The organism is Acidiphilium multivorum AIU301 (genome assembly GCF_000202835.1).
Taxonomy (GTDB): domain Bacteria; phylum Pseudomonadota; class Alphaproteobacteria; order Acetobacterales; family Acetobacteraceae; genus Acidiphilium; species Acidiphilium multivorum.
Map to the genome: position 1 here is coordinate 3,393,860 of NC_015186.1, position 25,175 is coordinate 3,419,034.

The window sequence follows — 25,175 nt, forward strand, 5'->3', positions numbered from 1 at the left end:
GCGCGGCCTATAGCATCCGGTGCCGCCGCGGCCAATTCGGGGTGGAAATCGCCCTCGCCGCGTGGCAAGGTGATTTCAACCTAAGCGGGTATTTTGATCGTGCTTTTCAACTCGGCTCTTTTCGTCTTCGGGTTTCTGCCGGTCTTTCTCGCCGGCTTCGCCCTGGCCGGGCGGATTGCCGGGGCGCGGGCGGCGCTCGGCGTGCTGCTGCTGGCGAGCCTCGTGTTCTACGGGTGGTGGAAGCCGGTGCTGCTGCCGCTGCTGGCCGGATCGATCCTCGGCAATTATCTGCTGGCGGGTGCGATGCGGCGCTCGCGCCGGAAGCGAGGCTGGCTCGTCGGCGGGTTGGCGGCGAACCTGCTGCTGCTGGGCTGGTTCAAGTATGCCGGGCTGCTGGCGGCGAGCGGGGCGGCGCTGCTCGGCCTGCCCGCGCCGGCGCTTTGCATCCTGCTGCCGCTCGGCATCAGCTTCTTCACCTTCCAGCAGGTGATGTATCTGGTCGATACCGCGCGCGGCGAGGTGCCGGAGTGCGGCTTTCTCGACTATGCCTGTTTCGTTGCCTTCTTCGCGCATCTGATCGCCGGGCCGATCGTCCGGCCAGGGGAGATCATCCCGCAATTCGCCCGCCATCGCGGCAGGGTGCGGCAGGAGGATCTCGCTTGCGGCATCGAGATCTTTCTCCTCGGCCTCGGCAAGAAGCTGGTGCTGGCGGACAGTCTCGCCCGTTTCGCCGATCCGGGCTTCGCCGCCGCTGCCGCAGGGCATTCGCTGTCGCTGATCGAGGCGTGGGTGGCGCTGCTCGCCTATGGCGCGCAGATCTATTTCGACTTCTCGGGCTATTCGGACATGGCGATCGGGCTGGCGCGGATGATCGGCATCGGCTTTCCGCTGAATTTCCGCAGCCCCTATCAGGCAGGCGACATCTCGGACTTCTGGCGGCGGTGGAACATCACGCTCTCGTTCTTCCTGCGCGACTATCTCTACATTCCGCTCGGCGGCAACCGGCGCGGCGAGGCGCGCCGCAATCTCAACCTGATGATCACCATGCTGCTCGGCGGGCTGTGGCATGGCGCGGCGTGGTCGTTCATGCTGTGGGGCGGGCTGCATGGGCTGTATCTCGTGATCCATCACCAGTGGCGGCGGTTTGGAACGCGCCTGCCGCGGTTGGTGGCGCAGGGGCTGACGCTGCTTGCCGTGCTGCTGGCCTGGGTGCCGTTCCGCGCCGAAAGCCTCTCCGCCTGCCGGATCGTGCTGCGCGGGCTTGTCGGCGCTGGCGGAATGCTGCTGCCAAACCAGATCATCGCCGCGATCCCCGCGCTCGGCGCGATTGCCAAGCCGGTCGCGGTGCTGCCCTGGCTCGGCGCGGCGCGGACGATGAGCGTGGTGCAGGGGAGCGCGCTGATCGCGCTGGCTTGGGGGATCATGCTGGGGGCGCGCGACATCCACACGCTCGGGGGGCGCGGGCGCGGCCTTGCGCTGATCGCCGGGTTCGCCTTCACCGCGCAGGCGCTGATCTTTGCGCCCTATGCGCGGCCTTTCATCTATTTCCAGTTCTGATGCGCCGGCTTGTTCTCTGCGCCATCGCCTCGCTCGCGCTCTATCTTGCCGCCTTTGCCTTCGTGCTCGACCGCCCGCTCTCGCTCGGCCTGCTGCGGCTGGAGATGCGCGAGAAGCTCGCCCGCGGCGCGGCGCTGCCTTCGCCGAAGCTGGTGATCCTCGCCGGGTCGAACGGGCCCTATTCGCATTCCTGCCGGGTGATCGGCGCGATGCTGGCGCTGCCTTGCGAGAATGGCGGCATCGCCGTCGGCATCGGGCTCGATGATCTGTTCCTCCGCTGGCTGAAGCTGCTGCATCGCGGCGACATCGTCTATCTGCCGATGGAGGTGCAGCAATACGACATCAGCCGCGCGGCGAACCGGATGGATGTCGATGGCGCCATGCTCTTCCGCCACGACCGGGCGCTGCTGTGGCAAATGCCGCCGGGGCGGATACTTGGCGCCGCCTTCGACAACACCATGCCGGACGGGCTGGAGGCGCTGGCGGAGATGGCGGCGCGGGCGGCGGGGCTCGGCCATCTGCGCGCCCGCCTCGCCCGCGAGGAGGATGCGGAGGGCGACGAGATCGGCACCAGCCTTGCGACCGCCGACCGCGCCTTCCTCGCCGGGCTGCATCGGGTCGAGCCGTCGGCGCGGGCGATCCGGGACGGGTATGGCACGGTGCTGATCGGCCAGTTCGTCGCCGCCGCGGCGGCGCGGGGGGTGATCGTGATCGGCGGGCTGCCGACCGATTTCCGCGATGTCAGGCTGCCGCAGGCGGATATAAGCGCGATCGGCGGGGTCTATCGGCAGCATGGCGGGCGGTTTCTCGAACTCGCCAATCACAGCCGGTATCCGCGCGCCGATTTCTACAACAGCGAGGATCACCTCGCACAGCCCTGCCAGTATTTTCACAGCATGCTGGTGGCGCGCGGCCTTGCCCGGCTGCTGCATCGCCGGCTGGTCGCGCCGGCGCCGGCGATGCTCAGCCTGGCGGCGACCTGCCCGCAAGAAACGCTGCCGCCCGCGCAACACAGCGTTCGAACATCGCGAGCGAGTCGAAGGGCAGGTCCTGGCCCTCCGGCGGGGTGACGAGCCCGCCCTCCAGCGCGCCGACTACCATCAGGTTGTCGCCCAGGCCGAAATCCTCGACCGCAATATCGCTAACGGGATCGGGCAGCGCGGCGATTTGGCGGCGGCTGCGCGCGGCGAAGGGCGTGGACGCGTTCGAGTAGCCGAAACAGGGCCGGCGGCGGCCGAGGAACCAGCCCAGCTCGACCAGCGTCCCGGCATCGGCGGAGGCGCCACGGAAGGGGGTGAGATGGGCGATGATGATGTCGCTGGCCTCCATCATCCCGACATCCTGCCGGAAGATCGCCCGCCACAGCGCCTCGCCCGGCTGGCGTTCGGGCGCCGGCGCATCCAGCGGGACGAGCGCATCGATGCCGTGGCCGGCGGCGATCGCGACCTTTCGCGCGGCATGGGCGTGCGCGTCGGGCAGGAACAGGTCCGGCCCGGCGAGATAGGCGACGGGCCGGCGAGTCAATGCGGTTCGTTCATCAGGCCGTAGCGGTGCAGCTTCCGGTAGAGCGTGTTGCGGCTGATGCCGAGGCTGGATGCCGTGGCGGCGATACGCCAGTGATGCCGTTCGAGTGCCGCGACGATCCGTTCGCGCTCGGGATCTTCCTCTGCCAGGGGCTGCGGCGGGACTGGGCCGTGCGCGGGCATGGTGCGGACGATCATGTGCGGGAGGTGATGCACCTCGATGCGCCCGGCTTCGGCGAAAGCCAGGGCGGTACGCAGCGTGTTGCGCAGTTCGCGGATATTGCCGGGCCAGTCGTGCTCGATCAGCGCCTGCATCGCGGCGGGGGTAATGGAGATCGATGCGCCCTCGCTTTCCTCGGCGCAGAGTGTCTCGATCAGGTCCTGCCGGTCAGAGCGTTGCCGCAAGGCGGGCATCGTCAGCGACAGGCCGTTGAGCCGGTAATAGAGGTCCATGCGGAACTCGCCGCGCGCCACCATCGCTTCAAGGTCGCGATGGGTGGCGCTGATGACCTTGATGTCCACCGGAGTCGGCGTGGAACTGCCGAGCGGCACGATCTCCTTTTCTTCCAGCAGCCGCAGGAGGCGGGCCTGAATGGAGAGCGGCATGTCGCCGATTTCGTCGAGGAACAGCGTGCCGCCATGCGCGGCCACCGCCTTGCCGCGCATGCCGCCCGGCCGCGCGCCGGTGAAAGCGCCGGTTTCGTAGCCGAACAGTTCGCTTTCGATGAGCTGCTCGGGAATTGCCGCGCAACTCATTGCGACGAACGGCGCGGCATGGCGATTGCTCGCGCGGTGGATCGCGCGGGCGAAGGTATCCTTCCCGGTGCCGGTCTCGCCGAGGAGCAGGATGTTGATGTCCCGGTTCATGACGCGCTCGGCGCGCCACACGTTGTGCGCCATGGCCCGGTCGGCGCCGGCCAGCGCCACGAGTTCCCGCGGCTCAGGCTTGCGTTGCCGCATCTCGGCCGGCGGCCGCAGCGGTGCGCGCTCCACCAGCGCATTGCGCGCGCTGACGACGGCGCGGGCGCGGGCGCGGGTCTGTTTCGCCGGCCAGACGCTGGCATAGCCGTGCCTGTCGTTTCCGTGCGCGATCGGCCAGATGGCGAAGGGCTGGGTTTCGGCATGCTCCAGCAGACGGTCCAGCGAAATGTCGAAGACTTCGGCCACGCTGCGACCGACCAGCGTATTGTATCCGGCGGCGCCCAGCATCGAGGGCACGGAATTGTCAACCGCGCGGATCAGTCCGTCCGAATCAACCGCCAGGAGGGAATCATACGGCAGGCCGACGAGTTCGGGGCGCTCATGGAAGCGCATGATCATGCAGTCACGGAAACTGTTGGTGAAATGCAGTTGCTCGATGATGCGCGCCGACATGCTGACGAGTGCGATCGTCGGCACCTGGGCGGCGCGGCTGTCATCACAATCAAGGCATGTCGCGTCGATCGCGCCCAGCAGCCTGCCGTTCGCGCCCCAGATCGGCGCTGCCGAACAGGTCATCCGGCTGTTGCGGGTGAAGTAATGTTCCTCGCGATGCACAACGCGTGAACGCCGGTCGTGCAGCGACGTCCCCGGACCGTTCACGCCGGCGTGCTGCTCGTCCCACATGTAGCCGGGCATCATGTTTGCGGCACGCGCCCGCTCGGCATTCGCCGCATCGGTGAACACGTCGAGCACGGTGCCGTCGGCATCGGTCAGCATCAGAACGTAGCGCGATGCCGTGGCGGACTGGGCGACCTGCTGGCTGATCTGGCCAAGCAGCCTGTGCATCTCGACCCGGCCGAGGCGCTCGAACAACGCATGTTCCTCGCGGATCTGCCGCAGCGCCGCGCCGCCCACATGAACGGCTGCCGGCGGGGCTTCGGGATTCAGCCTGTAATCGTCTCGGCATCGCCGCCAGGCGGCTTCGATGTAGTCCTCGCGTCCGGCGGAACCGCTTGCCGCACGGCTTGATTTTGCGGCGGACGTCGCCGCCGCGTACATCATGTCATGACTTGCGTCGGTCATCTTGCGGCCACTCCCCTGACCGAATTTTACGGCCTGTGCCATTGCCGGTCTGAACGCCGGATTGAATTGCAACAGTCTGGCGGGGCAGAGTGTTCCACACAAATTACAGATTGTCACCCCGATTTGCTTGTGTCGTGACAAGTCTGTTCCGCGACTCAAGGATAATCGCTGGCTTTGGCTCCTAGCTTCGGCTGGCACGGGAATTGCTGGTGATGGTCCCAGCCGGGCAATCCGGTACGCGTCAAACGTCCGTCGCCGATGCCCGCGGGGCCCCGGCGCGCATTTGGAGGGAGCGTAATGACAAGACTTGGGACAAAATCGCTGAAGCGGTCGCTGCTGGCGGCCAGTTTCGGCATTCTCGGGGCAGGGGCGCTTGTGCTGTCCGCGCAGGCGGCCACGTCGGGTAGCGCCAACGAGTCGCTGCTGCAGATGCAGAAGAACCCCAATGACTGGGTGATGCCGACCGGCACCTACAACAACTGGCGCTACAGCACGCTTGACCAGATCAACTCGAAGAACGTCAAAAACCTGCAGGTCGCCTGGACGATGTCGACCGGCACGGATCGCGGTCTCGAGGGCCAGCCGATCGTCATCGGCGACATGATGTATTACGAGACGTCGTATCCGAACTACGTCTATGCCGTGAACCTGAACCATCCGGACCAGATCGCGTGGAAATATACGCCGCCACGTGATTCCAACGCCCCGCCGGTTGCCTGCTGCGACGTCGTGAATCGCGGCCCGGCCTATGGCGATGGCATGATCTTCGTCGATGCGCTGGACGCCCGGCTCTATGCGCTCAACGCGAAGACCGGCAAGGTCGTCTGGTCTGCCGACAATGGCCATCCGAAGGACGGCCAGACCATGACCGGCGCGCCGATGGTTGTCGGCAACAACGTGATCGTCGGTATCGCCGGCGGTGAATACGGTGTCCGCGGCTACATCACCGCCTACAACATCCACACCGGCAAGATGGTCTGGCGCGGCTACAGCGAGGGACCTTCCAAGGACACGCTGATCGATCCGGCGACGACGATCAACGGCGCGACCGGCAAGCCCGTCGGCCCGCATTCGAGCATCAAGACCTGGAAGGGTGACGAGTGGAAGGTCGGCGGCGGCACGACCTGGGGCTGGTATTCCTACGATCCGAAGCTCAACCTGATCTATTACGGGTCGGGCAACCCCGGCACCTGGAACCCGAGCCAGCGCCCGGGCAAGAACCGCTGGTCGATGACCATCTGGGCCCGCAACCCCGAGACCGGCAAGGTCAAGTGGGTCTACCAGATGACCCCGCATGACGGCTGGGACTATGACGGCGTGAACGAGATGGTTCTCGTCAACGTCAAGTATCACGGCAAGGAAGTCCCGGCGCTGGTGCATTTCGACCGCAACGGCTTCAGCTATGTCATGAACCGTGAGAACGGCAGCCCGATCGCGATCCACAAATACGATCCGTCGGTGAACTGGGCGACCGGCATCAACCCGAAGACCAACGAGCCGATCGTCGACCCGGCGAAGATGACCGAAGCGGGCAAGGACGTGAAGGACATCTGCCCGTCGTCGCAGGGTGACAAGGACGAACAGCCCGTCTCCTACGATCCGAAGACCGGCCTGTTCTACGCTCCGCTGAACCACCTGTGCATGAGCTACCAGGCGTTCAACGTGAAGTACAAGGCTGGCTTCCCGTTCGTCGGCGCCATCGTGAACATGATCCCGGGACCGGGTGGCTATCGCGGCCGGTTCATTGCCTACAACCCGATGACCGGCAAGACCGAGTGGCAGATTCACGACATGTTCCAGGATTGGGGCGGTGCGCTGACCACGGCGGGCAATGTCGCGTTCTACGGCACGCTGAAGGGGATGTTCCGCGCGGTCGACATCAAGACCGGCAAGATCCTCTACCAGTTCAAGACGCCGTCCGGCATCATCGGCAACCCGATCACCTACATGCATGACGGCAAGCAGTATGTCGCGGTGCTGAGCGGTGTGGGTGGCTGGGCCGCGATCGGCATGGCGGACAACCTGCACAAATCGTCGGCCGGCCTCGGCGCCGTGGGTCTGAACGCGACCCTGACCGACTATACGAACCTTGGCGGCACGCTGATGGTGTTCTCGCTGCCCTCGAAAGTGGCCAGCGCGAACTGAGTCGCGTCGTGACCATCCAGCCCGGGTTGCTCCCCTGCCCGGGCTGGAGCTTTTTTCTTCCAGTCCGCCTCCGGTGGACGCCCGGCGACTACAGGTACCGGCCCCCGCGGTCGGTCATGCTGACGGAGTGAAACCCATGAAATCGTCAATGACCCGCTGGATCATGTTCGCGGGCTGTGCCGCCTTCTTCGCCGCCGCGCCAAATGGCGTCGCAGCGGCCAGCACAACCGCTCAGCCCTCCAACAACAGCCACGTGCTGCGCGTGTGCGCCGATCCCAACTACCTGCCCTACTCGAACCGGGCGGGGCAGGGATTCGAGAACAAGATCGCCGAACTCGTCGCCAAGGCGATGGGCCGGAAGCTCGAATACACCTGGGCCAGTTACCGGATGCATGGCGGCTTCTCGAACTTCCTCGCTCTCAATCTCGATGCGCACAAATGCGATGTCGTCATGAACCTGCCGACGGGCGACAACGAGGAAATGGCGACCAAGCCGTATTATCGCTCTTCGTATGTGTTCGTGACCCGCAAGGGCAAGCATTTGCATATCCGCTCGATGCGATCGGTTTCGATGCACGCGATCAAGATCGGCTTCGAGGCCGGCACGACGCCCGAGACGGCGATCAAGATGCTTGGGCTGATGGAGAATGCCGTCGCCTTCCATGTCGCGAGCAATCCGAACGCCTCGCCGCGGCAGCTTCTGCAGGCGGTTCAGGATGGCAAGGTCGGTGTCATGGTGACCTGGGAACCGGCGATCGGCGCCTTCATGAAGGATTTCCCCGGCCTGCAGATGCGCCGGGTGCCCTCGGAGGAATATGCGCCCGGTCTGCCGCAGGTGAATTACACGTATTCGATGTCAATGGGCGTGCGGAAAGGTGACAAGGCACTGCGTGCCGCGCTCGACAAGGTGATCGCGACCCACAAGAGCGAGATCGGCGCGACCCTTGCCAAGTTCAACGTGCGCCTGCTGCCCAACCCCAGGCACTTCAACTACTCGAACAACTAACAGTCCCAGTGACGAACCGTAGCACGAGAAAGAGTGAGGCATGACCAAGAGTTCGATTACTACCTTCATTGGCGCCACTGCGACCGGCGTTCTCGCGGCCGGGCTGCTCGGCGCCGTGGCTCTCGCCGCCAGCGGTTCCGGCTCGATGCCCAAGGGCGAGCAGATTGCCAAAGGCAGCGACTGCTTCTCCTGTCACGCCATAAACCAGAAGGTCGTCGGTCCGGCCTTCGATGCCGTTGCCAAGAAGTTCGCCGGCCAGTCCGGCGCTGAAGACACGCTGGTAAACGCGATCCGCAAGGGGCATGTCGGCACCTGGGGCAAGATCCCGATGCCGCCGCATCCGAAACTTTCGGATGCGCAGACCAAGGAAATCGTCTCCTGGATCCTGAGCCTCAAGAGCGCCAAGGCCGCCAGCGCACCGGCATCGAGCGGGAAGACCTACACCTATACGGTGAAGGGCAAGAAGGTGAAGGTCGATTTCCCGATCTTCCAGCCCGGCACCGACAAGGTCACCAAGGACGTCTTCCGCGGCTACGAGCTGTTCAATTCCTACTGCTTCCGCTGCCATGGCGAGGATGCCGTGGGCGGTTCCTACGCGCCCAACCTGCGCGCCTCGCTCAACAACGGCATGACCGAGGCCGGCTTCACCAATGTCGCGATGACGGGGCGCAAGGCGAAGGGCATGCCGAGCTGGGCCGGCTTCTTCACCCCGCACCAGATCCACGTGATCTACCAATACGTCAAGGCCCGCGCTGTCGGCGCCGTCGGCACCGGCACGCCGAAACAATGACGGGGCAGGGCGTCGCGCTGTTCCGCCACCAGACATAGTCACAAGGGAGTTCGAAACATGGCCATTGCACTGCACCCTTCCATCGACCACGGCGTCAAGCCGGGCTCGTCAACCTTCGCCGGCGGCACGCTGCGCTGCCACTGCCCGAGCCATCAGGTGGTGGTGCGCGTCGACTCGCAGACCGCCCATAACCACGCCTGCGGCTGCTCCAAATGCTGGAAGCCGGCGGGTGCGAAGTTCTCGATCGTCGCGGTGGTGCCGCGGGACAAGGTTCACGTCGTCGAGAATGGCAACAAGCTGCACATCGTCGATCACAACGCGGTCATCCAGCGCCATGCCTGCCGCGAATGCGGCGTGCACATGTTCGGCCGCATCGAGAACAAGGACCATCCTTTCTACGGGCTCGACTTCGTGCATACCGAGCTGTCGTCGGATCAGGGCTGGTCGGCGCCCGAATTCGCCGCCTTCGTCTCCTCGGTGATCGAGCAGGGCACGCCGCCCTCCGAGATGGGCGCCATCCGCGCCCGCTTGAAAGAACTCGGCCTTGAGCCGTATGACTGCCTTTCGCCGCCGCTGATGGATGCCATCGCGACCCATGTCGCGAAAGCCAACGGCAAGCTCGCGGCCTGACGCGTCAAGGAGGATAACAACGATGGATGTTCGCGCCGCGATTGCGTGGAAGGCCGGCGAAAAACTGGAGCTCGGCACGGTCAGGCTGGATGGGCCGAAGGCGGGCGAGGTGCTGGTGGAAGTCAAGGCCACCGGCATCTGCCACACGGATGAATACACGCTGTCGGGCGCGGACCCCGAAGGCCTCTTTCCGGCCATCCTCGGGCACGAGGGTGCTGGTATCGTGGTCGATGTCGGTCCCGGCGTGACCAGCGTGAAGAAGGGCGATCACGTGATTCCGCTCTACACGCCGGAATGCCGGCAGTGCAAATCCTGCCTCTCGCGCAAGACCAATCTCTGCACCGCGATCCGTGCGACCCAGGGCAAGGGCGTGATGCCGGACGGCACCTCGCGCTTCTCCTGCGACGGCGAGCCGGTGATGCACTACATGGGCTGCTCGACCTTCGCCAACTACACCGTGCTGCCGGAAATCGCGGTGGCGAAGGTGCGCGAGGACGCGCCCTTCGACAAGATCTGCTATATCGGCTGCGGGGTGACCACCGGCATCGGCGCGGTGATCAACACCGCCAAGGTGCAGCCGGGCGATAACGTGGTCGTCTTCGGTCTCGGCGGGATCGGCCTGAACGTGATCCAGGGGGCGCGCCTCGCCGGTGCGAACATGATCGTCGGCGTCGATCTCAACAACGGCCGCAAGCCGATGGCCGAGAAATTCGGCATGACGCATTTCGTCAACCCGGCCGAGATCGGCGAGGATCTCGTGCCCTACCTCGTCAACCTGACCGATGGCGGCGCCGATTACTCCTTCGAGTGCATCGGCAATGTGAAGGTGATGCGCCAGGCGCTGGAATGCTGCCATCGCGGCTGGGGCACCTCGATCATCATCGGGGTGGCCGGCGCGGGGCAGGAGATCTCGACCCGGCCGTTCCAGCTGGTGACCGGGCGCAACTGGCGCGGCACCGCCTTCGGCGGCGCGCGCGGCCGCACCGACGTGCCGAAGATCGTCGACTGGTACATGAACGGCAAGATCAACATCGACGACCTGATCACCCATGTGCTGCCCTTCGAGCAGATCAACGAAGGCTTCGAACTGATGCGCAAGGGCGAGAGTATCCGCAGCGTCGTCGTCTACTGATGTCGAGACGGCTCAGCCTGCTCGCCGTGTCCCTTCTCGGGGGCACGGCGTTCGCCACTCCGGCGTTCGGACAGAACGCGAAACCCCTGATCGTTCCCTCGCCGGGCGAGATCGCGATCCACAAGATCGTGGTCAGCGCGACCCGTACCCGGGAGGCGAGTTTCAACGTTCCGGTTTCGATATATAGTATCTCCGGTAGGCAGATCAGTTTCGCCAACGCGGAAGAGAACCTCAGCGAGACGCTGAATCGCGTACCCGGCATCGACGTGCAGAACCGGCAGGACTATGCGCAGGGATTGCGCATCACCTCGCGCGGCTTCGGCGCGCAGACACCGTTTGGCGTGCGGAATATCCGCATCCTCGTCGACGGAATGCCACTGACCGGTCCGGACGGAACGACCGACTCCGAGGTGATCGACCTTGGCGACATCAGCCGGATCGAGGTTCTGACCGGCCCGTTCTCCGTCCTGTACGGCAATGCCTCGGGTGGAGTGATCCAGGTCTTCAGCAAGAACGGCCCGACCCGCCCCACGGTCGGTGGCAGCGTGATTGCGACGTCCTATGGCGGATGGCGCGTCGGCGCGACCTATGGCGGCACCGCACGCTGGGGATCTGACGGTTCGTTCAACTACATGATGAACGCGTCGGATTTCTATACTGGCGGATACCGCCAGCATAGTGCCGCGCGGCGCCAGCAGTTTTATGGCAAATTCCGTGTGCAGGTCAGCCCGAATACCAGCTACACGCTGCTGATCGACGGCCTGAACGAACCGTATTCGGAAGACCCGGGCGGCCTGACTGCTGCGCAGTATCATGCCAATCCGCGCCAGGCCGGCACCGGTGCCGATGCGTTCGGGACCCGCAAGGTGCTGCGCCACCTGCAGTTCGGCCTCGTCTTCAAACACCGCTTCAACGCACAGAACAGCGTCCGCGTGGTGGTTTACGAGGCGACCCACTCAGTGCTGCAATTCCTGCCCTTTACCGGCAGCTACGCGGCTTCCGGCGGCGGCGTGGTGGATCTTGCCCGAAAATCCGGTGGCATCGACGCGTCCTGGACCCACAGGGACGAGGTTGCCGGCGTTCCGGTCACACTCATCACCGGTGTGGATTTCGGCTACGAACAGCAGCACCGCAAGGGCTATGTCAACGAGTTCGGCTCAATCGGCGCATTGCGTCGCAACGAGCAGGATGTCGCCCGCAATGTCGCCGAATACGCGCAGGTGAACGCCCACGTTGCCAAGCGCACGACTTTGGTCGTCGGTCTTCGGCACAGCAACGATTATTACAGCGTGACCGACAATTACGTGACCAGCACGCTGACCAACGACTCGGGATCGGTCAGCTATGGAAACACGAGCTTCGTTGCCGGCGCCACCTATCACCTGACGCCGACCACCAATCTCTACGCCGACTATGGCGAGGGTTTCGAAACGCCGACGCTCGACCAGCTCGCTTACCTGCCCAACGGCCTCGCGGGGTTCAATTCCGCCCTGCGCCCCACGACCAGCCAGAACTTCGAGGCGGGGATCAAGAGCCTGATCGGTGCGGATACCTATCTCCAGCTCGCGGTGTTCCACATTCACACCAACAACGAGATCGAGGTGTCTTCCTCGAAGGACGGACGTACCGCTTATTCGAACCAGGGGCAGACGGCGCGCAACGGCGTCGACGTCAGCCTCGATACGTATCTGCCTCACCATGTCGAGCTCTACGGCTCCTATTCGCTGCTGAAGGCGCACTTCCTTGCCAACCAGTTCGCCGGCAGGTCATTGCCCGGCGTGCCGGACCAGCGGATCTACGGCGAACTGGACTGGCATGATCCGTCGACCGGATTCTATGCCCAGGCGAATGGTCAGTGGCAGAGCCGGATGTATGTCGACTCGCAGAACTCGGCCTACGCGGCGGGCTACTTCACCGCTGGCATCGCCGGGGGTTTCCGGCAGAACCTTGGGCCGATCCGGTTCAATGAATTCGCTCGCATCAACAATCTCTTCAACCGGACCTATGTGGGTGCGGTCGTGATCGCCGCGAGCAATGCCGCCTATTACGAGCCGGCGCCAGGGCGCAACTTCGTGATCGGGATGCGGGCACGTTACCGGTTCTGACCGCTCTCGCGGTCAGAACAGTTTCCCGGGGTTGAGCGTTGCGGCCGGATCGAGCGCCGCGCGGATCCTGCGCATGATCTCCCGCTCGGCCGCTGACCGCAGTTGCCCGAAGGCGTGGGTCTTGATTTGTCCGATGCCATGCTCGGCGGAAAAGCTGCCGCCGAGTTCCATGACGATGGCGTTCACATCCTCCATCAGGTCCTCGCCGCGCGCGGCGAAGGCTGCAGCGTCGCCATCCTCGGGCTGCAGGGCGTTCAGGTGGATGTTGCCATCGCCGATATGTCCGAATGCAACCATGCGGGCGCCGGGATGGCGGGCGCCGAGCATCGCTGCGGCGCGTGCAAGCAGGCTCGGTACTGCCGCGACCGGGACTGAAACATCGTTCTTCACCGAGGCGCCGGCCCGACGCTGCGACTCCGAAAGATGCTCGCGGATAGCCCAGAACGCCGCCCGCTGTGCCTCGGATTCGGCGATCGCTGCATCGGTGATCACACCGGCTTCAAGCGCGTCTGCCAGCACGGCTTCCATCGTCTCCCGCAGCGGATCGCGTCTGCGGGTCGTTGCCAGTTCGAGCAGCACATAGTGCGGTGAAGCCGTTTCGAGCGGGAGCCGGAAGTCCGGCATGTATGACTGGTTCACGGCCATGGCGGCGCCGGAGATGTATTCGAATGCGTAGAGCGCGGCTTCGTCTTCGTCGCGGAACCGGGCAAACAGGTCGAGCGCGGCCTCGACGCTGGGGATCGCGCAGAAACAGGTCTGCCGTTGGCGCGGTGCCCGCGCGAGGCGCAGCACGGCGGCGGTGACGATGCCGAGCGTTCCTTCGGCGCCGGCGAAAAGCTGGCGCAGCGCATAGCCGGTATTGTCCTTCCGCAGCCGGCGCAGTCCGTTCCAGATCGTGCCGTCGGCCAGTACCACCTCCAGCCCCAGTACGAGATCGCGGGCGTTGCCGAAACGCAGGGTGTTGTTGCCGCCGGCGTTGGTCGAGATGACACCGCCGATCTGCGCGGACCCTTCCGAGCCGATCGAAAGCGGCAGCAGGGCACCTGCGTCGCGCGCCGCGTCCTGGGCCGCACGGAGCGTGACCCCGGCCTCCACTTCCATGGTGAGCCCCGCGGCATCGATGGCGCGCACGGCATTCATCCGCGAGAGCGAAAGCACGAGTTCCGCCCCGTCCCGCGACGGCACGGCGCCTGCGACCATCGACGTGTTGCCGCCCTGGGGCACGACAGGAACGCCGGCCGCCGCGCAAAGTCGCAGCGCGGCCGCAACACCCGCCGTGTCGCGCGGCCGCAGAACCGCGCGGGGCATGTTGCTGACGAGGCCGCGCCAGTCCGTGCCGAAGGGGGCGATGTCTTCAGGGGCGATGATGACCCCTCCGGGGCCAAGCGCGGCGGCGAGGTGGTCGAGCAGATTGATCATGAGCCGACTATATCGCCTGTGCCAGCCGAGCCAAGGCAGTCCATGCTGGTCATGTTGCTCCGTTTGGGAACATCGGGCCTGGGGCCACACACGAAAGCTTGATCCTTCTGGCGACTATGATAGCGTTATCAGGCAGCCACGGGCGTGCGATGGTGTCCTCGTACCCTTGAGGCAGCTTCACTTCGAACTGGGGAGACGTTCATGAGAACCGACCAAATGAAGTCACGCTCTGGCCTTGCCCGCCTCGCCGGCGGCGTTGCGGCCGCGGCCATGGCCGTTGGCATCGCGGGAATTGCCCATGCCGGTGCCGTCTCGAACACGACGCCGACGCCGAAGGATTACACCAGCACGGCGAGCAGCAACTCGACCTGGATTCTCGGTGCCAAGAATTACGACAACAACCGTTATGTCGATATCGGCCAGATCACGCCGGCCAACGTTGCGCAGCTGAAGCCGGTCTGGACGTTCCATATCTCGGACAATGGGCCGATCGAGGCCGCGCCGGTGGTCTGGGACGGCACCGCCTATATCACCTCCGCCCACGACCATGTTTACGCGATCGATGTGAAGACCGGAAAGCTGAAATGGCAGTTCTCCGACAATCCCCACGTCATTTCCTTCGCTGCCAATCGTGGTGTCACGCTGCTTGATGGCAAGGTTTATCTTGCGACGCTCGACGGCCACCTGATCGCGCTGAACGCGACCACCGGCAAGAAGGTGTTCGACAAGGTGGAAGTGTCCGACACCGCGAACTCGTTCTACACGATGCAGCCGCTGCCCTACACCAACCCGAAGACCGGCAAGACGGTGCTGCTGCTCGGCATCTCGAACGGCGACTGGGGTGGAATCGGCACGATCCAGGCGATCAACCCTGCCAATGGCGCGGTCGAATGGAAGTATGAAACCATTCCGGGCCCGGGCCAGAAGGGTAACAAGACCTGGAGCGGCGACTCCTGGAAGCGCGGCGGCGGCGCCGTGTGGACGATGATGGCGCTCGACCCGAAGACCGGCATCCTCTATGCCAATGCCGGCAACCCGCAGCCGGACTTCAACGGCCCGGCGCGCAAGGGTTCCAACCTCTATTCCGACAGCCTGCTCGCCATCAACATCTCCGGCGCGAAGCCGAAGATGGTCTGGGCCCACCAGTTCATCCCGCATGACACGCATGACTGGGATCCGGTGATGCCGCCGATCCTGTTCACCGGGAAGGTGGACGGTAAGGAGATGCCGCTCGTGGCCGACGGCGACAAGGCCGGCAATTTCTGGCTGCTGAACTCGCAGACCGGCAAGCTGGTGAACCACCTCGCCGTCAGCATGCAGTACAACCAGAACACGGAGCCAAGCCTGAAGGGCAACGTGGCCTGCCCGAACACCAATGGCGGCGTCGAATACAACGGCGGCAGCTACGACCCGAAGACCAACATGATCTACCTGCCAAGCTCGAACGAGTGCGGCTTCTGGCGGGCGACGAAGAACGTGGTCTACATCGCCGGGCAGTTCTATCTCGGTGGCGCGTTCCCGAAATTCGTCGGGCCGAACACCGGGCAGTTCAACGCGATCGACGTGAATACCGGCGTCTTCGCGTGGCGTAACCCCTCGAAACTGCCGATGGCGGGCGGCGCTCTCTCGACCTCGACCGGCCTCGTCTTCACCGGCCTCGAGAACGGCGATTTCGATGCCTATGACGCGACGTCCGGCAAGAAGCTGTGGAGCTACGATACCGGCTCCCCGATCATCGCGCCGCCGGTCGCCTTCACCCAGGGCAAGACCGAATACGTCGCGGTTGCATCCGGTCAGGCGGGCAACCAGGAACTGCCCAACATGCCGAAGACCAACAAGGGAACCATGCTGACCATGTTCGCGCTGTCGAAGTGATGGCGAAAGGCGGTCTTCTGCGTTTTCTGGCTGCGGGGGCGGTTCTTGCCGCCCTCGCGGTGCCTTCCGGCCTCGCTGCGGCACCCGCCTCGGACCATGCACGGGCCGAGGCGGCGCTGTCGAATATCCGAGCCGCGGTCGCGGCAATCATGGATGCCGAGAACGACGCCACCAATGGTCCCGCCCGCTATGTCCAGGCGGCGCACCGGGCGATCAATCTTCTGGTCGGCCGCGGGGATAGCGCCTTCGATCCCGCCGCCGGCGATCCCGGCGATCCCGTCGGGGCGATCGGCGAGGTCAATCACCTGCTCGATCGTCGGGCGACGCCGCCCTTCGTGCCGGCGCTACACGGGGTTCTTGTGAACCTCCAGTCTGCGGTGGCGAATCTCGGCGACGCGGCCAAGGCGCATGGCCTTGGCGCGTATCAGAACGATGTCTCTCAGGCGCTCCAGACCATGGAAATCGCCGAGGGGCGTTCTGGAACGTTCGACGTGTTCGGCGGCATGCGCGGGGCCATCGCCAATACCGAACTCGGTGTGCCGGCTGGTGCGCCGACAGAGAATGGCTGTGCCGCTCCGCATGTGGCAGGCTACGGGCTGTGGCATGGCTGGCTGGTATGGCATGCCGTCAAGCTCGACGGTGGCCCGATCGCCACCGCCGGCAGTTCGATCGTGAAGAAGGAAGGTTCGATGCTCGTGCTATACACTCCGGCCGCCGCGATGGTGCATCATCTCTGTGCCGCCGATGTGAAACATCATGCCGCTACCCATGCGTCGGTGCAGCATGCCTCGGTCCAGGTGACCAAAGCGCCGGCGGCCCGGCTCATCAGGGTTGCGGACACGGGCGGCGACGGCGCCGTCTCCTACACGATGGCGCAAGCTACGGCAGGCAAGACGGTGTATTCGACGCATTGCGCGAGCTGCCACGGCGCCAATCTGCAGGGCGTTGCCGCACCGGCCATCGCCGGCAAGGAATTCCTCACGACGGCGCACACCAACGGCTACTCGGTCTCGATCCTCAATACGATCGTGACCCAGAACATGCCGTTCAACGATCCGGGTTCACTCAAGCCCGGCGAATATGCCGATGTGATGGCCTATCTGTTGGCATCAAACTGCTTCCCGGCTGGAAAGACGGCCTTCCCAACCAATCCGGGCAGCCATTTCGGGACAGTGAAGCTTTCTATTCCGGCGCATCCGGCCGGCACGCCCGACAAGAATGGCGTTTGTCCGGTAAAATAATCGCGACACTTTTCGTGCCGCTCTCGGGTCGGCCCGGCCGGACACCACTATCCGGCCGGGCCTTCTTTATCGTGCGGCGCTGTCAGACGATGCCGGCGCGCCGCGTGTAGTCGCCGAACCCTTCGCCCGGCTGGTGGTCCTTCGCATAGGCGGCGATGACCGGCGCGAGGGAGGCGAGGATTTCCGCCTCGCCGACATTCTCGCGGTAGACCGTGTTGAGCCGCGAGCCGTCGGCAGCACCGCCGAGCATCAGGTTGTATTTGCCGGGGTTGCGGCCGACCAGGCCGATCTCGGCGATGTAAGGCCGGGCGCAGCCATTGGGGCAGCCGGTCATGCGGATGGTGATCTTTTGCTCCGCAAGGCCGTGATCCGCCAGAATCCCGTCGATCTTCCCGACCAGCGTCGGCAGGTAGCGCTCGCTCTCGGCCAGAGCGAGGCCGCAGGTGGGCAGGGCGACGCAGGCCATCGCCCCTTCGGCGAGGCGCGACACGTCCTGACCGACCGCATGTTCCGCCAGGATCGCGTCGATCGCGGCGCGCTCGGCATCGTTCGCGCGGGCGATGATGATGTTCTGGTTGGTGGTCATCACGATCGCGCCGGTATCGATGAAGCCGGGCAGGCCGGCGATGGCGGCGAGGGCGGATTTCAGCCGCGCATCGTCGCGGTCGGCGATGCGGCCGTTGACGATGTGCAGGGTGAGGTGGTGGTGGCCCTCGGCGTCGGTGGTCCAGCCGAGTTGGTCGTGATTGCCGGCGAAGGCGAAGGGGCGGGCGGGTTCCAGCGGGGCGCTCATCCGGCGGTTGACCTCGGCGCGGAACCAGTCGAGCCCGTGCGTGTCGATCGTGTATTTCAGCCGGGCGTGCTTGCGGTTGGCGCGGTCGCCGAAATCGCGCTGGGTGGTCAGCACCGCCTCGGCGGACTCGACCAGCAGATGCGCTGGGCAATAGCCGATCACGTCGCCCACCCGCGGATAGGTCTCCGGCTCGCCATGCGTCGCCCCCATGCCGCCGCCGACCACGACGTTATACCCGGCGATCACCCCGTTCTCGACGATGGCGATGTAGGAGAGATCGTGGGCGAAGACGTCGACATCGTTCGAGGGTGGCACGGCGATGGCGATCTTGAACTTGCGCGGCAGGTAGGTCGCGCCGTAGATCGGCTCGGCCTCGGGCTCGCCGCCGAGCACCCGCTCGTCGCCGATGAACACCTCGCGCCAGGCGCCGGTGCGCGGCAGGAAATGCGCCGAGAGCACCCGCGCCGCTTCCGCCGCCTCGGCATGGGCGCGGGAGAGATAGGGGTTGGCGGTGGAGATCACGTTGCGGTTCACATCGCCGCAGGCCGCGATCGTGTCGAGCAGGGCGGCGTCGATCGCCCGCAGCGCGGCGCGCACGTTCGACTTGATGATGCCGTGGAACTGCACCGTCTGCCGCGTGGTCACGCGGATGGTGCCGTTGGCCCGCTCGTCGGCGATGCGGTCGAGTGCGAGATACTGGCGCGGCGTCAGCACGCCGGCGGGAATCCGCAGCCGGGCCATGAACATGTAGGCGCGGTCGAGCTTGCGCTTCGCCCGCTCGGGGCGCAGGTCGCGGTCGTCCTGGACATACATGCCGTGGAACTTGACGAGCTGGCCGCCATCCTCGGTGAGGCCGCCGAGCGCCTGCTGGCCGAATTCCTCGATCAGCGTGCCGCGGAGAAAGTCGCTCCGCGCCTTGATGTCCTCGTTGCGGGAGAGTTGAATGACGTCACGATCCGCCATGGTGCAATCTTTCGGTTAGCGTTGTCGGGTCAGGCGGCCTGGCCGGCGCGGTCGAGGAAGATGCCGCATTCGGTCTTGCTGGTGCCGCTCCAGCGGCCGGCGCGCGGCGGCTCGCCGGGGCGCACGCGGCGGGTGCAGGTGGCACAGCCGATCGAGGGGAAGCCCTCCGCCTCCAGCGGGTGGCGCGGCAGGCGCCGGGCGGCGAAATAGGCGTCGATATCGGCGCGCTCCCAGTCATGCAGCGGGTTGACGATGGTCCGCCCGTCCGGCCCGGTCTCGATCGGCAGGATGCGCGCCCGCTGGTCGGACTGGGTGCGCTTGCGGCCGGAAATCCACGCCTCGAACCCGTCGAGGGCGGCATCCAGCGGCATGGTCTTGCGGATGGTGCAGCAGAGATCGGGGTCGCGCCCGAACAGCGCGCCATCCGGATCGAGCGCGGCGAGATGCGCGGGGTCCGGCCGGATGGTGCGGACATCGTGCAGCCGCAGCCGGGCGATCAGCGCGTTGCGATAGGCGATCGTGTCGGGAAACAGCTTGCCGGTTTCAAGGAAGATCACCGGCAGGGCGCGGTCGATCCTTGCCGCCATGTCGAGCAGCACGGCCGATTCGGTGCCGAAGGAGGAGACCAGCGCGATCCTGCCGTGATGGGCGTGCAGTGCGGCGCGCAGCATGTCCAGCGTCGCACGCGCGCGGTCGGAGACGGGTTCGCTCATCAGTAGACGTCCTTCTTGTAGCGGCCGGCGGCGATCAGCGCATCGAGTGCTGCCTGGCCCTTCGCGGCGTCATCGCCGCCGAGGATGTGCGCGAGTGTGGCGTCGACATCGCGGGCCATCGCCTTGGCGTCGCCGCAGAGATAGAGCGTCGCGCCCTCGGCGAGCTGGGCTTGCAGCGCCGCGCGCCGCTCCCACAGCACGTGCTGCACGTAGCGCTTCTCGGGCTGGTCGCGCGAGAAGGCGAGGTCGATCTCGTTCAGCACGCCGCTCTTCAGCCAGTCCTGGATTTCGAGCTGGTAGAGGAAGTCGTGGGTGAAGCGGCGATGGCCGAAGATCAGCCAGGTCCGGCCGGACGCGCCGGTCGCCTCGCGCTCCTGCAGGAAGGCGCGGTAGGGGGCGATGCCGGTACCGGCGCCGATCATCACGATCGGCGCGGAAGAATCTTCGGGCAGGCGGAAATGCGGGTTCGCCTTGATGTGGATGGGCAGCGTGTCGCCCTCGCGCAGCCGCTCGGCGACCATGCCGGAGGCAACGCCGAGCCGCGCCCGGCCAGCACTTTCATAGGCGACCTTGGCGATGGCGAGATGCGCCGCATCGCCCACGAGCTTTTGCGAGGAGGCGATGGAGTAGTAGCGCGGCGGCAGCTTGCGCAGCAGGCCGGCGAGTTGACCGGCATCGATACGGTGCGGAAACGCCTCGAACAGGTCGAGCGGCTGGCGCCCGGCGATGAAGGCGGTGCGCGCCGCCTCGTCGGCGGCGAGGGCGGCGAGCTTCGCCTCGCCGGTCAGCGCGGCATAATCGGCAATCAGCTTCGGGGTCAGGGTGGTGATGTCGCGCTCGCGGATCAGCGCCTCGCGCGCCGCGGCGTCGCCGGCAAGGCCGGTCGCGCCGAGGATCGCATCGGCGAGCGAAGGCGCGTTGGTCGGCGCGATGCCCAGCGTGTCGCCCGGCTCGTAGCTCAGGCCGGAGCCGGTGAGGTCGAGTTCGAGATGCAGCGTCTCGCTCTCCGAGCGCGACGAGGTGATCGGGTGCAGCGCCGCAACCTCCGCCTCGAACGGGTTGGCCTTGCTGATCTCCACCCCTTCGGCGCGGTGGAAATCGACATGGATGACCGAGCCGGCATCGGCCTGCGGGGCGAGCGAGGTGAACAGGCTGTCGATGAAATTCGCGGCCGGGGCCTCGTAGTCGAGATCGCAGTCGAGCCGGGGGGCGATGCGGCGGGCGCCGAGCGCCTCAAGCCGGGCGTCGATCTGCTTTCCGGTCTCGCAGAACTGCGCGTAGGAGGAATCGCCGAGGGCGAGCACCGCGAAGGTCACGCCCTCCAGCGCCGGCGCGTCCTCGGCCAGCAGGGCGCGCATGAACGGGGCGGCGCGCTGCGGCGCCTCGCCCTCGCCCCAGGTCGAGGCGATGACCAGCAGGTTCTCCGCCTCGGCCAGCGCGGCGGGGGCGATATCCGCCATGTCCAGCACGCGGGGGGCGAAGCCGCGCTTCTGCGCGTCCTTCTTCGCGGCGTTGGCCAGGGCCTCGGAATTGCCGGATTCGGTGGCGAACAGGATGGTGAGCTTGGTCTTCGCCGCCGGCGGTGCGGCGGGGGCGGCGGCGTCGCCCTTCGCGGCGTCGATCCCGGCGAGGAAGCCGGCGAGCCAGGCGCGCTGCGTGCTGGAGGCGCGGCCGATCACCTTGTCGAGAACGGCGATGTCCTCGGGGGCGAAGGGGGCGGAATGGGGCAGGGCGGCGATGCGGGTCATGATGTCAACCTTGTGCGGAGCGGATCGAGGGTTCGGCTTCCGGGCGGTGCGGCGCGATCATCGCACCGATTCCGGCGACGGGACCGACGATCACCAGTGTGGCGGCCGGCGGCAGGGTGGCGGCGATGGCGGCGGCGGCGCCGATCGTGGTGTGGACGACGCGCTCGCGCGGCGTCGTCGCGTCGAGCAGGAAGGCGAGCGGGTCGGTCGGGCTGCGGCCGCCGGCGATCAGGGCGGCGGCGATCCGGCCGATATTCTGCCGCGCCATGTAGAGCACCAGCGTATCGGCGGCGCGGCCAAGTGCCGCGAAATCCACCTCGCCGCCGGCCGGCCCCGCCTCGCCGGTGGCGAAGACCACGCTGCGGGCGACACCGCGATGGGTGATCGGCATATGCGCCGCACTCGCGGCGCCGATGCCGGCGGAAATGCCGGGGATGACGCGGAAGGGGATGCTCGCCGCGGCGAGGGCGAGGCACTCCTCGCCGCCACGGCCAAAGACGAACGGATCGCCCCCTTTCAGGCGCAGCACCCGCAGCTCCTGCCGGGCAAGGGCGATCAGATCCTCGTTGATCGAGAGCTGCGGCGTGTGGATGCCGCCGGCCCGCTTGCCCGCCGGCACCAGCCGCGTCGTCGCCGGGGCGAGGGCGAGGATTTCGGCCGGCACCAGCGCGTCGTGCAGGATGACGTCGGCGGTCTCGATCGCGTGCAGCGCCGCCAGCGTCAGCAGCGCGGGGTCGCCGGGGCCGGCGCCGGCCAGCCAGACGCTGCCGGGGGCGAATGCGGGATGTCGGATCATGCGAGCCAGCCTTCTTCCTCGACGAGAGTGGCGATCCGCCGTGCGGCCTCGGGCATTTTCACGCCCTCCTGCTGCCAGGCGCGGCGCAGCGCGCGGACATGTGCGACGCGGTCGGCCCATTCCGGGCCGAACCGGGTTTCGAGATCGCGCCGCAGCACGCCGGCAAGCCCGGGGGCGGCGCCGGCGGTGGAAATCGTGAGCAGCAGGTCGCCGCGGCGGATTTCGGCGACCGAGTGGAAATCGCAGAAGGGCAGCACGTCCTCGACATTGACGAGCACGCGCGCCGCCCGCGCCCGCGTCGCCAGCGCTTCCGCCGCCTCGGCCGGGAGATCGACGATCCAGAGCACGTGCAGCGCCGCCAGCGCCGCGTCGTCCGGCAGGGCGCGGCGCAGGTTCGCACCCGCCGCCTCGACAGCCTCGGCGCTGGGATCGTCGGAGAACAGCAGCGCGCCCTCGGCCCCGGCCGCCCGCAGCGCGCGATAGCGGCGCAGCGCCAGCGTGCCGTTGCCGGCGACGGCGAGCGAGGTCAGACGAGGGTCGAGCGCGATCGGGATCATGGTGTCTCCTGCACGCCCGGAGTATAGGAACGCGGCCGGGGCAGGAAAACATATTTCTCCTAAAACAGCGTTTTCGGCCTAAAATAAGTTTGATTTTCTGAATTATTCGGGTCATATGAAAAAAGAGTCTAAATTTGAAGGATAATTTGGAATGGCTGACAAAGCCCGGACCAGCCAGGCGGCCGCTGCCGCCGCGCCGGCCGCCGCCATCACGCTCGACAATATCGACCGCGCGATCCTCCGCCTGCTCGCGCGCGACGCCACCGTGCCGCTCGCCATCATGGCGAAGGAGGTCGGGCTTTCGGCCACGCCCTGCTGGAAGCGGATCAAGCGGATGGAGGAGGCGGGCGTGATTCAGGGGCGGGTGGTCGCACTCTCGCCCGAGCGGCTGGGCTATCCGGTGTCGGTCTTCGTCTCGATCGAGACGGCGGATCACTCGGATGGCTGGATCGCCCGCTTCGCCGAGGTGGTCGCGACCATGCCCGAGATCGTCGGCGCCTGGCGGATGAGCGGGGATGTCGACTACCTGCTGCACGTCATGGCGCCGGACATCCCGTCCTACGATGCGTTCTACCGCCGGCTGATCGCCGCCGTGCCGCTGCGCAATGTCAGCTCGCGCTTCGCGATGGAACGGATGAAATCCGGCCCGCCGCCGATCTGACCGGCGGGCCGGGGCAGGTGGTCAGGCGGTCAGATGTTCCTGCAACCGCGGCATCAGCTCGACGAGGTTGCACGGGCGGTGGCGGGAATCGAGCTGGAAGACGAGAATGTCGTCCCAGCCATCCTTCACCGCACCGGTCGAGCCGGGCAGGGCGAAGAGATAGGTGCCGCCCGCCACCCCGCCGATCGCGCGGGACTGGATCGTCGAGGTGCCGATCTTCTGGTAGCTCAGCATGCGGAACAATTCGCCGAAGCCTTCGATTTCCTTCTCCAGCACGCGGGAGAAGGCCTCCGGTGTCACATCCCGCCCGGTGATGCCGGTGCCGCCCGAGGTGATCACCACGTCGATCGCCGGATCGGCGATCCAGGCGCGCAGCTGGGCGGCGATGAGGTCGGCGTCGTCGCGCAGGATGGTGCGCGCGGCGAGCCGGTGGCCGGCGGCGACCACGCGCGCGGCCAGCGCGTCGCCCGAACTGTCGGTCTCCGCCGTCCGCGTGTCCGAGACGGTCATCACCGCGATGGCGACGGGAACGAATTTGCGGCTTTCGTCGATGCGCGACATGGCGTGGCTCCTTCTGTCTGCCGCGTCATATAGCGTTTCGGCGCCGGCGGCGCAGCCCGGCCCTTGACGAAGTGCGGGGCGGATGAATGTCTTGCGCATGGCATATCCCGCACTCGCGCTCACACTCCTGCTCTTTCTCATGCTGGTGATGGCCGGCGCCTGGGTGGCGCAGCGCGCGACCCGCAATTCCGGCTGGGTCGACGTGTTCTGGACCTTCGGCACCGGCATCGCCGGTGCGGTCGGCGCGCTGGTGCCGCTCGGCACCGCGCCGCCGGCGCGGCGGCTGCTGGTCGCGGCGCTGGTGCTGGTCTGGGCCGGGCGGCTCGGCGGCTACATCCTGCGCCGCACCGCCGCCATCCGCCACGAGGATGCGCGCTATGCCCGGTTCCGCGCCGAATGGGGGGCGGGGTTCGAACGGCGGATGTTCGTCCTGCTTATGATCCAGGCCGCGGTCGCCTGGCTGCTGGCGCTGGCGGTGACGCTCGCGGCGAGCAACCCTTACCCGCTCGCCCCCGGCCTGACGCTGGCCGGGCTTGCCGTGTTCGCCGGATCGGTCGCCGGCGAGGGGCTGGCGGACCGGCAGATGCACGCCTTCCGCGCCGATCCCGCCAATCGCGGCAAGGTCTGCGCCCGCGGCCTGTGGGCGTGGTCGCGCCATCCGAACTATTTCTTCGAGATCCTGGTCTGGCTCGCCTATCCGCTGATCGGGCTCGCCGGCCCGTGGTGGCCGGGGCTCGCCGGCCTCGCCGCGCCGCTGTTCATGTACTGGCTGCTGGCGAAAATTTCGGGCGTGCCGCCGCTCGAACGCGAGATGCTGGCCTCGCGCGGCGACGCCTATCGCGACTATCAGGCGCGGGTCAGCCCGATCGTGCCCTGGCCGAAGCGGCAGCGCGGCTGAGCCCCGTGCATCCGGACGATGCCCGCCCGCCGTATCACGTCTGGTCTGACCCAAGCTC

At 66.5% G+C, this 25,175-nt stretch carries 21 protein-coding genes; 12 read left to right on the top strand and 9 right to left on the bottom strand.

Translation table 11 applies throughout. The annotated features are described in order from the left end of the window. The first annotated feature begins 99 nt into the window (after window positions 1-99). Both ACMV_RS15490 and ACMV_RS15495 read left to right on the top strand, forming a co-directional pair. A complete protein-coding gene (locus ACMV_RS15490; RefSeq protein ID WP_041665443.1) occupies window positions 100-1,557 on the top strand; it encodes an MBOAT family O-acyltransferase in 1,458 nt (485 codons plus the stop codon). Then, window positions 1,557-2,627, top strand: coding sequence for a hypothetical protein (locus tag ACMV_RS15495; protein ID WP_013641026.1), 1,071 nt, complete (start codon window positions 1,557-1,559; stop codon window positions 2,625-2,627). The genes ACMV_RS15490 and ACMV_RS15495 overlap by 1 nt, the downstream gene beginning before the upstream one ends. Here the strand turns inward: ACMV_RS15495 and ACMV_RS15500 are convergent. Then, window positions 2,521-3,081, bottom strand: coding sequence for a nucleoside 2-deoxyribosyltransferase (locus tag ACMV_RS15500; RefSeq protein ID WP_012040314.1), 561 nt, complete (start codon window positions 3,079-3,081; stop codon window positions 2,521-2,523). The genes ACMV_RS15495 and ACMV_RS15500 overlap by 107 nt on opposite strands. Then, entirely contained in the window at window positions 3,078-5,084 is a 2,007-nt protein-coding gene (locus ACMV_RS15505; RefSeq protein WP_007424020.1) for a sigma-54-dependent Fis family transcriptional regulator, read from the bottom strand. Before ACMV_RS15505 ends, ACMV_RS15500 begins: the two co-directional genes overlap by 4 nt. 297 nt (window positions 5,085-5,381) lie before the next feature. On the opposite strand from ACMV_RS15505, the gene ACMV_RS15510 reads away from it, so the two are divergent. The 6 genes from ACMV_RS15510 to ACMV_RS15535 all read left to right on the top strand — a co-directional run bounded on the left by ACMV_RS15510 (window position 5,382) and on the right by ACMV_RS15535 (window position 12,892). Continuing rightward, a complete protein-coding gene (locus ACMV_RS15510) occupies window positions 5,382-7,229 on the top strand; it encodes a methanol/ethanol family PQQ-dependent dehydrogenase (protein ID WP_007424019.1) in 1,848 nt (615 codons plus the stop codon). Window positions 7,230-7,377: 148 nt separating this feature from the next. Then, window positions 7,378-8,235 (top strand): quinoprotein dehydrogenase-associated putative ABC transporter substrate-binding protein, encoded by an 858-nt coding sequence (locus ACMV_RS15515; protein WP_013641027.1) that lies wholly within the window; start codon window positions 7,378-7,380, stop codon window positions 8,233-8,235. A 40-nt stretch (window positions 8,236-8,275) separates the two neighbouring features. After that, the gene (locus ACMV_RS15520) at window positions 8,276-9,025 is read left to right on the top strand and encodes a c-type cytochrome (RefSeq protein WP_007424022.1); all 750 of its coding nucleotides are present in this window, start codon (window positions 8,276-8,278) and stop codon (window positions 9,023-9,025) included. Between the two features lie 57 nt (window positions 9,026-9,082). Further along, a complete protein-coding gene (gfa, locus tag ACMV_RS15525; RefSeq protein WP_012040316.1) occupies window positions 9,083-9,655 on the top strand; it encodes an S-(hydroxymethyl)glutathione synthase in 573 nt (190 codons plus the stop codon). 22 nt (window positions 9,656-9,677) lie between these two features. Continuing rightward, window positions 9,678-10,787 (top strand): S-(hydroxymethyl)glutathione dehydrogenase/class III alcohol dehydrogenase, encoded by a 1,110-nt coding sequence (locus ACMV_RS15530; RefSeq protein WP_007424024.1) that lies wholly within the window; start codon window positions 9,678-9,680, stop codon window positions 10,785-10,787. Beyond that, the gene (locus ACMV_RS15535; protein ID WP_013641028.1) at window positions 10,787-12,892 is read left to right on the top strand and encodes a TonB-dependent receptor family protein; all 2,106 of its coding nucleotides are present in this window, start codon (window positions 10,787-10,789) and stop codon (window positions 12,890-12,892) included. Before ACMV_RS15530 ends, ACMV_RS15535 begins: the two co-directional genes overlap by 1 nt. Window positions 12,893-12,904: 12 nt before the next feature. Here the strand turns inward: ACMV_RS15535 and ACMV_RS15540 are convergent, their stop codons facing one another. Next, entirely contained in the window at window positions 12,905-14,311 is a 1,407-nt protein-coding gene (locus ACMV_RS15540) for an FAD-binding oxidoreductase (RefSeq protein ID WP_013641029.1), read from the bottom strand. Window positions 14,312-14,512: 201 nt separating this feature from the next. On the opposite strand from ACMV_RS15540, the gene ACMV_RS15545 reads away from it, so the two are divergent. Then, a complete protein-coding gene (locus ACMV_RS15545; protein ID WP_231844435.1) occupies window positions 14,513-16,186 on the top strand; it encodes a pyrroloquinoline quinone-dependent dehydrogenase in 1,674 nt (557 codons plus the stop codon). Next, window positions 16,186-17,427 carry a c-type cytochrome gene (locus tag ACMV_RS15550; RefSeq protein ID WP_013641031.1) on the top strand — a complete coding sequence of 414 codons (1,242 nt, stop codon included), beginning with the start codon at window positions 16,186-16,188 and terminating at the stop codon, window positions 17,425-17,427. Before ACMV_RS15545 ends, ACMV_RS15550 begins: the two co-directional genes overlap by 1 nt. Before the next feature lie 82 nt (window positions 17,428-17,509). On the opposite strand, the gene ACMV_RS15555 is transcribed toward ACMV_RS15550, so the two are convergent. Genes ACMV_RS15555 through ACMV_RS15575 form a run of 5 tightly spaced genes read right to left on the bottom strand, consistent with a single transcriptional unit; the run spans window position 17,510 to window position 22,997 of the window. Beyond that, a complete protein-coding gene (locus ACMV_RS15555; protein ID WP_013641032.1) occupies window positions 17,510-19,183 on the bottom strand; it encodes an NADPH-dependent assimilatory sulfite reductase hemoprotein subunit in 1,674 nt (557 codons plus the stop codon). Between the two features lie 29 nt (window positions 19,184-19,212). Continuing rightward, window positions 19,213-19,896, bottom strand: coding sequence for a phosphoadenylyl-sulfate reductase (locus ACMV_RS15560; protein ID WP_007424030.1), 684 nt, complete (start codon window positions 19,894-19,896; stop codon window positions 19,213-19,215). Further along, on the bottom strand, window positions 19,896-21,644 hold the full coding sequence (locus ACMV_RS15565; RefSeq protein WP_013641033.1) for a diflavin oxidoreductase: 1,749 nt from the start codon (window positions 21,642-21,644) through the stop codon (window positions 19,896-19,898). The genes ACMV_RS15560 and ACMV_RS15565 overlap by 1 nt, the downstream gene beginning before the upstream one ends. A gap of 4 nt (window positions 21,645-21,648) precedes the next feature. After that, on the bottom strand, window positions 21,649-22,440 hold the full coding sequence (cobA, locus tag ACMV_RS15570) for a uroporphyrinogen-III C-methyltransferase (RefSeq protein ID WP_013641034.1): 792 nt from the start codon (window positions 22,438-22,440) through the stop codon (window positions 21,649-21,651). Beyond that, window positions 22,437-22,997, bottom strand: coding sequence for a precorrin-2 dehydrogenase/sirohydrochlorin ferrochelatase family protein (locus ACMV_RS15575; RefSeq protein ID WP_013641035.1), 561 nt, complete (start codon window positions 22,995-22,997; stop codon window positions 22,437-22,439). The genes cobA and ACMV_RS15575 overlap by 4 nt, the downstream gene beginning before the upstream one ends. A 151-nt stretch (window positions 22,998-23,148) precedes the next feature. On the opposite strand from ACMV_RS15575, the gene ACMV_RS15580 reads away from it, so the two are divergent. Then, window positions 23,149-23,658 carry an Lrp/AsnC family transcriptional regulator gene (locus ACMV_RS15580; RefSeq protein WP_013641036.1) on the top strand — a complete coding sequence of 170 codons (510 nt, stop codon included), beginning with the start codon at window positions 23,149-23,151 and terminating at the stop codon, window positions 23,656-23,658. 21 nt (window positions 23,659-23,679) lie between these two features. On the opposite strand, the gene moaB is transcribed toward ACMV_RS15580, so the two are convergent. Continuing rightward, a complete protein-coding gene (gene moaB / locus ACMV_RS15585) occupies window positions 23,680-24,219 on the bottom strand; it encodes a molybdenum cofactor biosynthesis protein B (RefSeq protein WP_013641037.1) in 540 nt (179 codons plus the stop codon). Window positions 24,220-24,316: 97 nt separating this feature from the next. Here moaB and ACMV_RS15590 point away from each other — a divergent pair, with 97 nt between their 5' ends. Beyond that, a complete protein-coding gene (locus ACMV_RS15590) occupies window positions 24,317-25,117 on the top strand; it encodes a DUF1295 domain-containing protein (protein ID WP_013641038.1) in 801 nt (266 codons plus the stop codon). The last annotated feature ends 58 nt before the right edge of the window (window positions 25,118-25,175 follow it).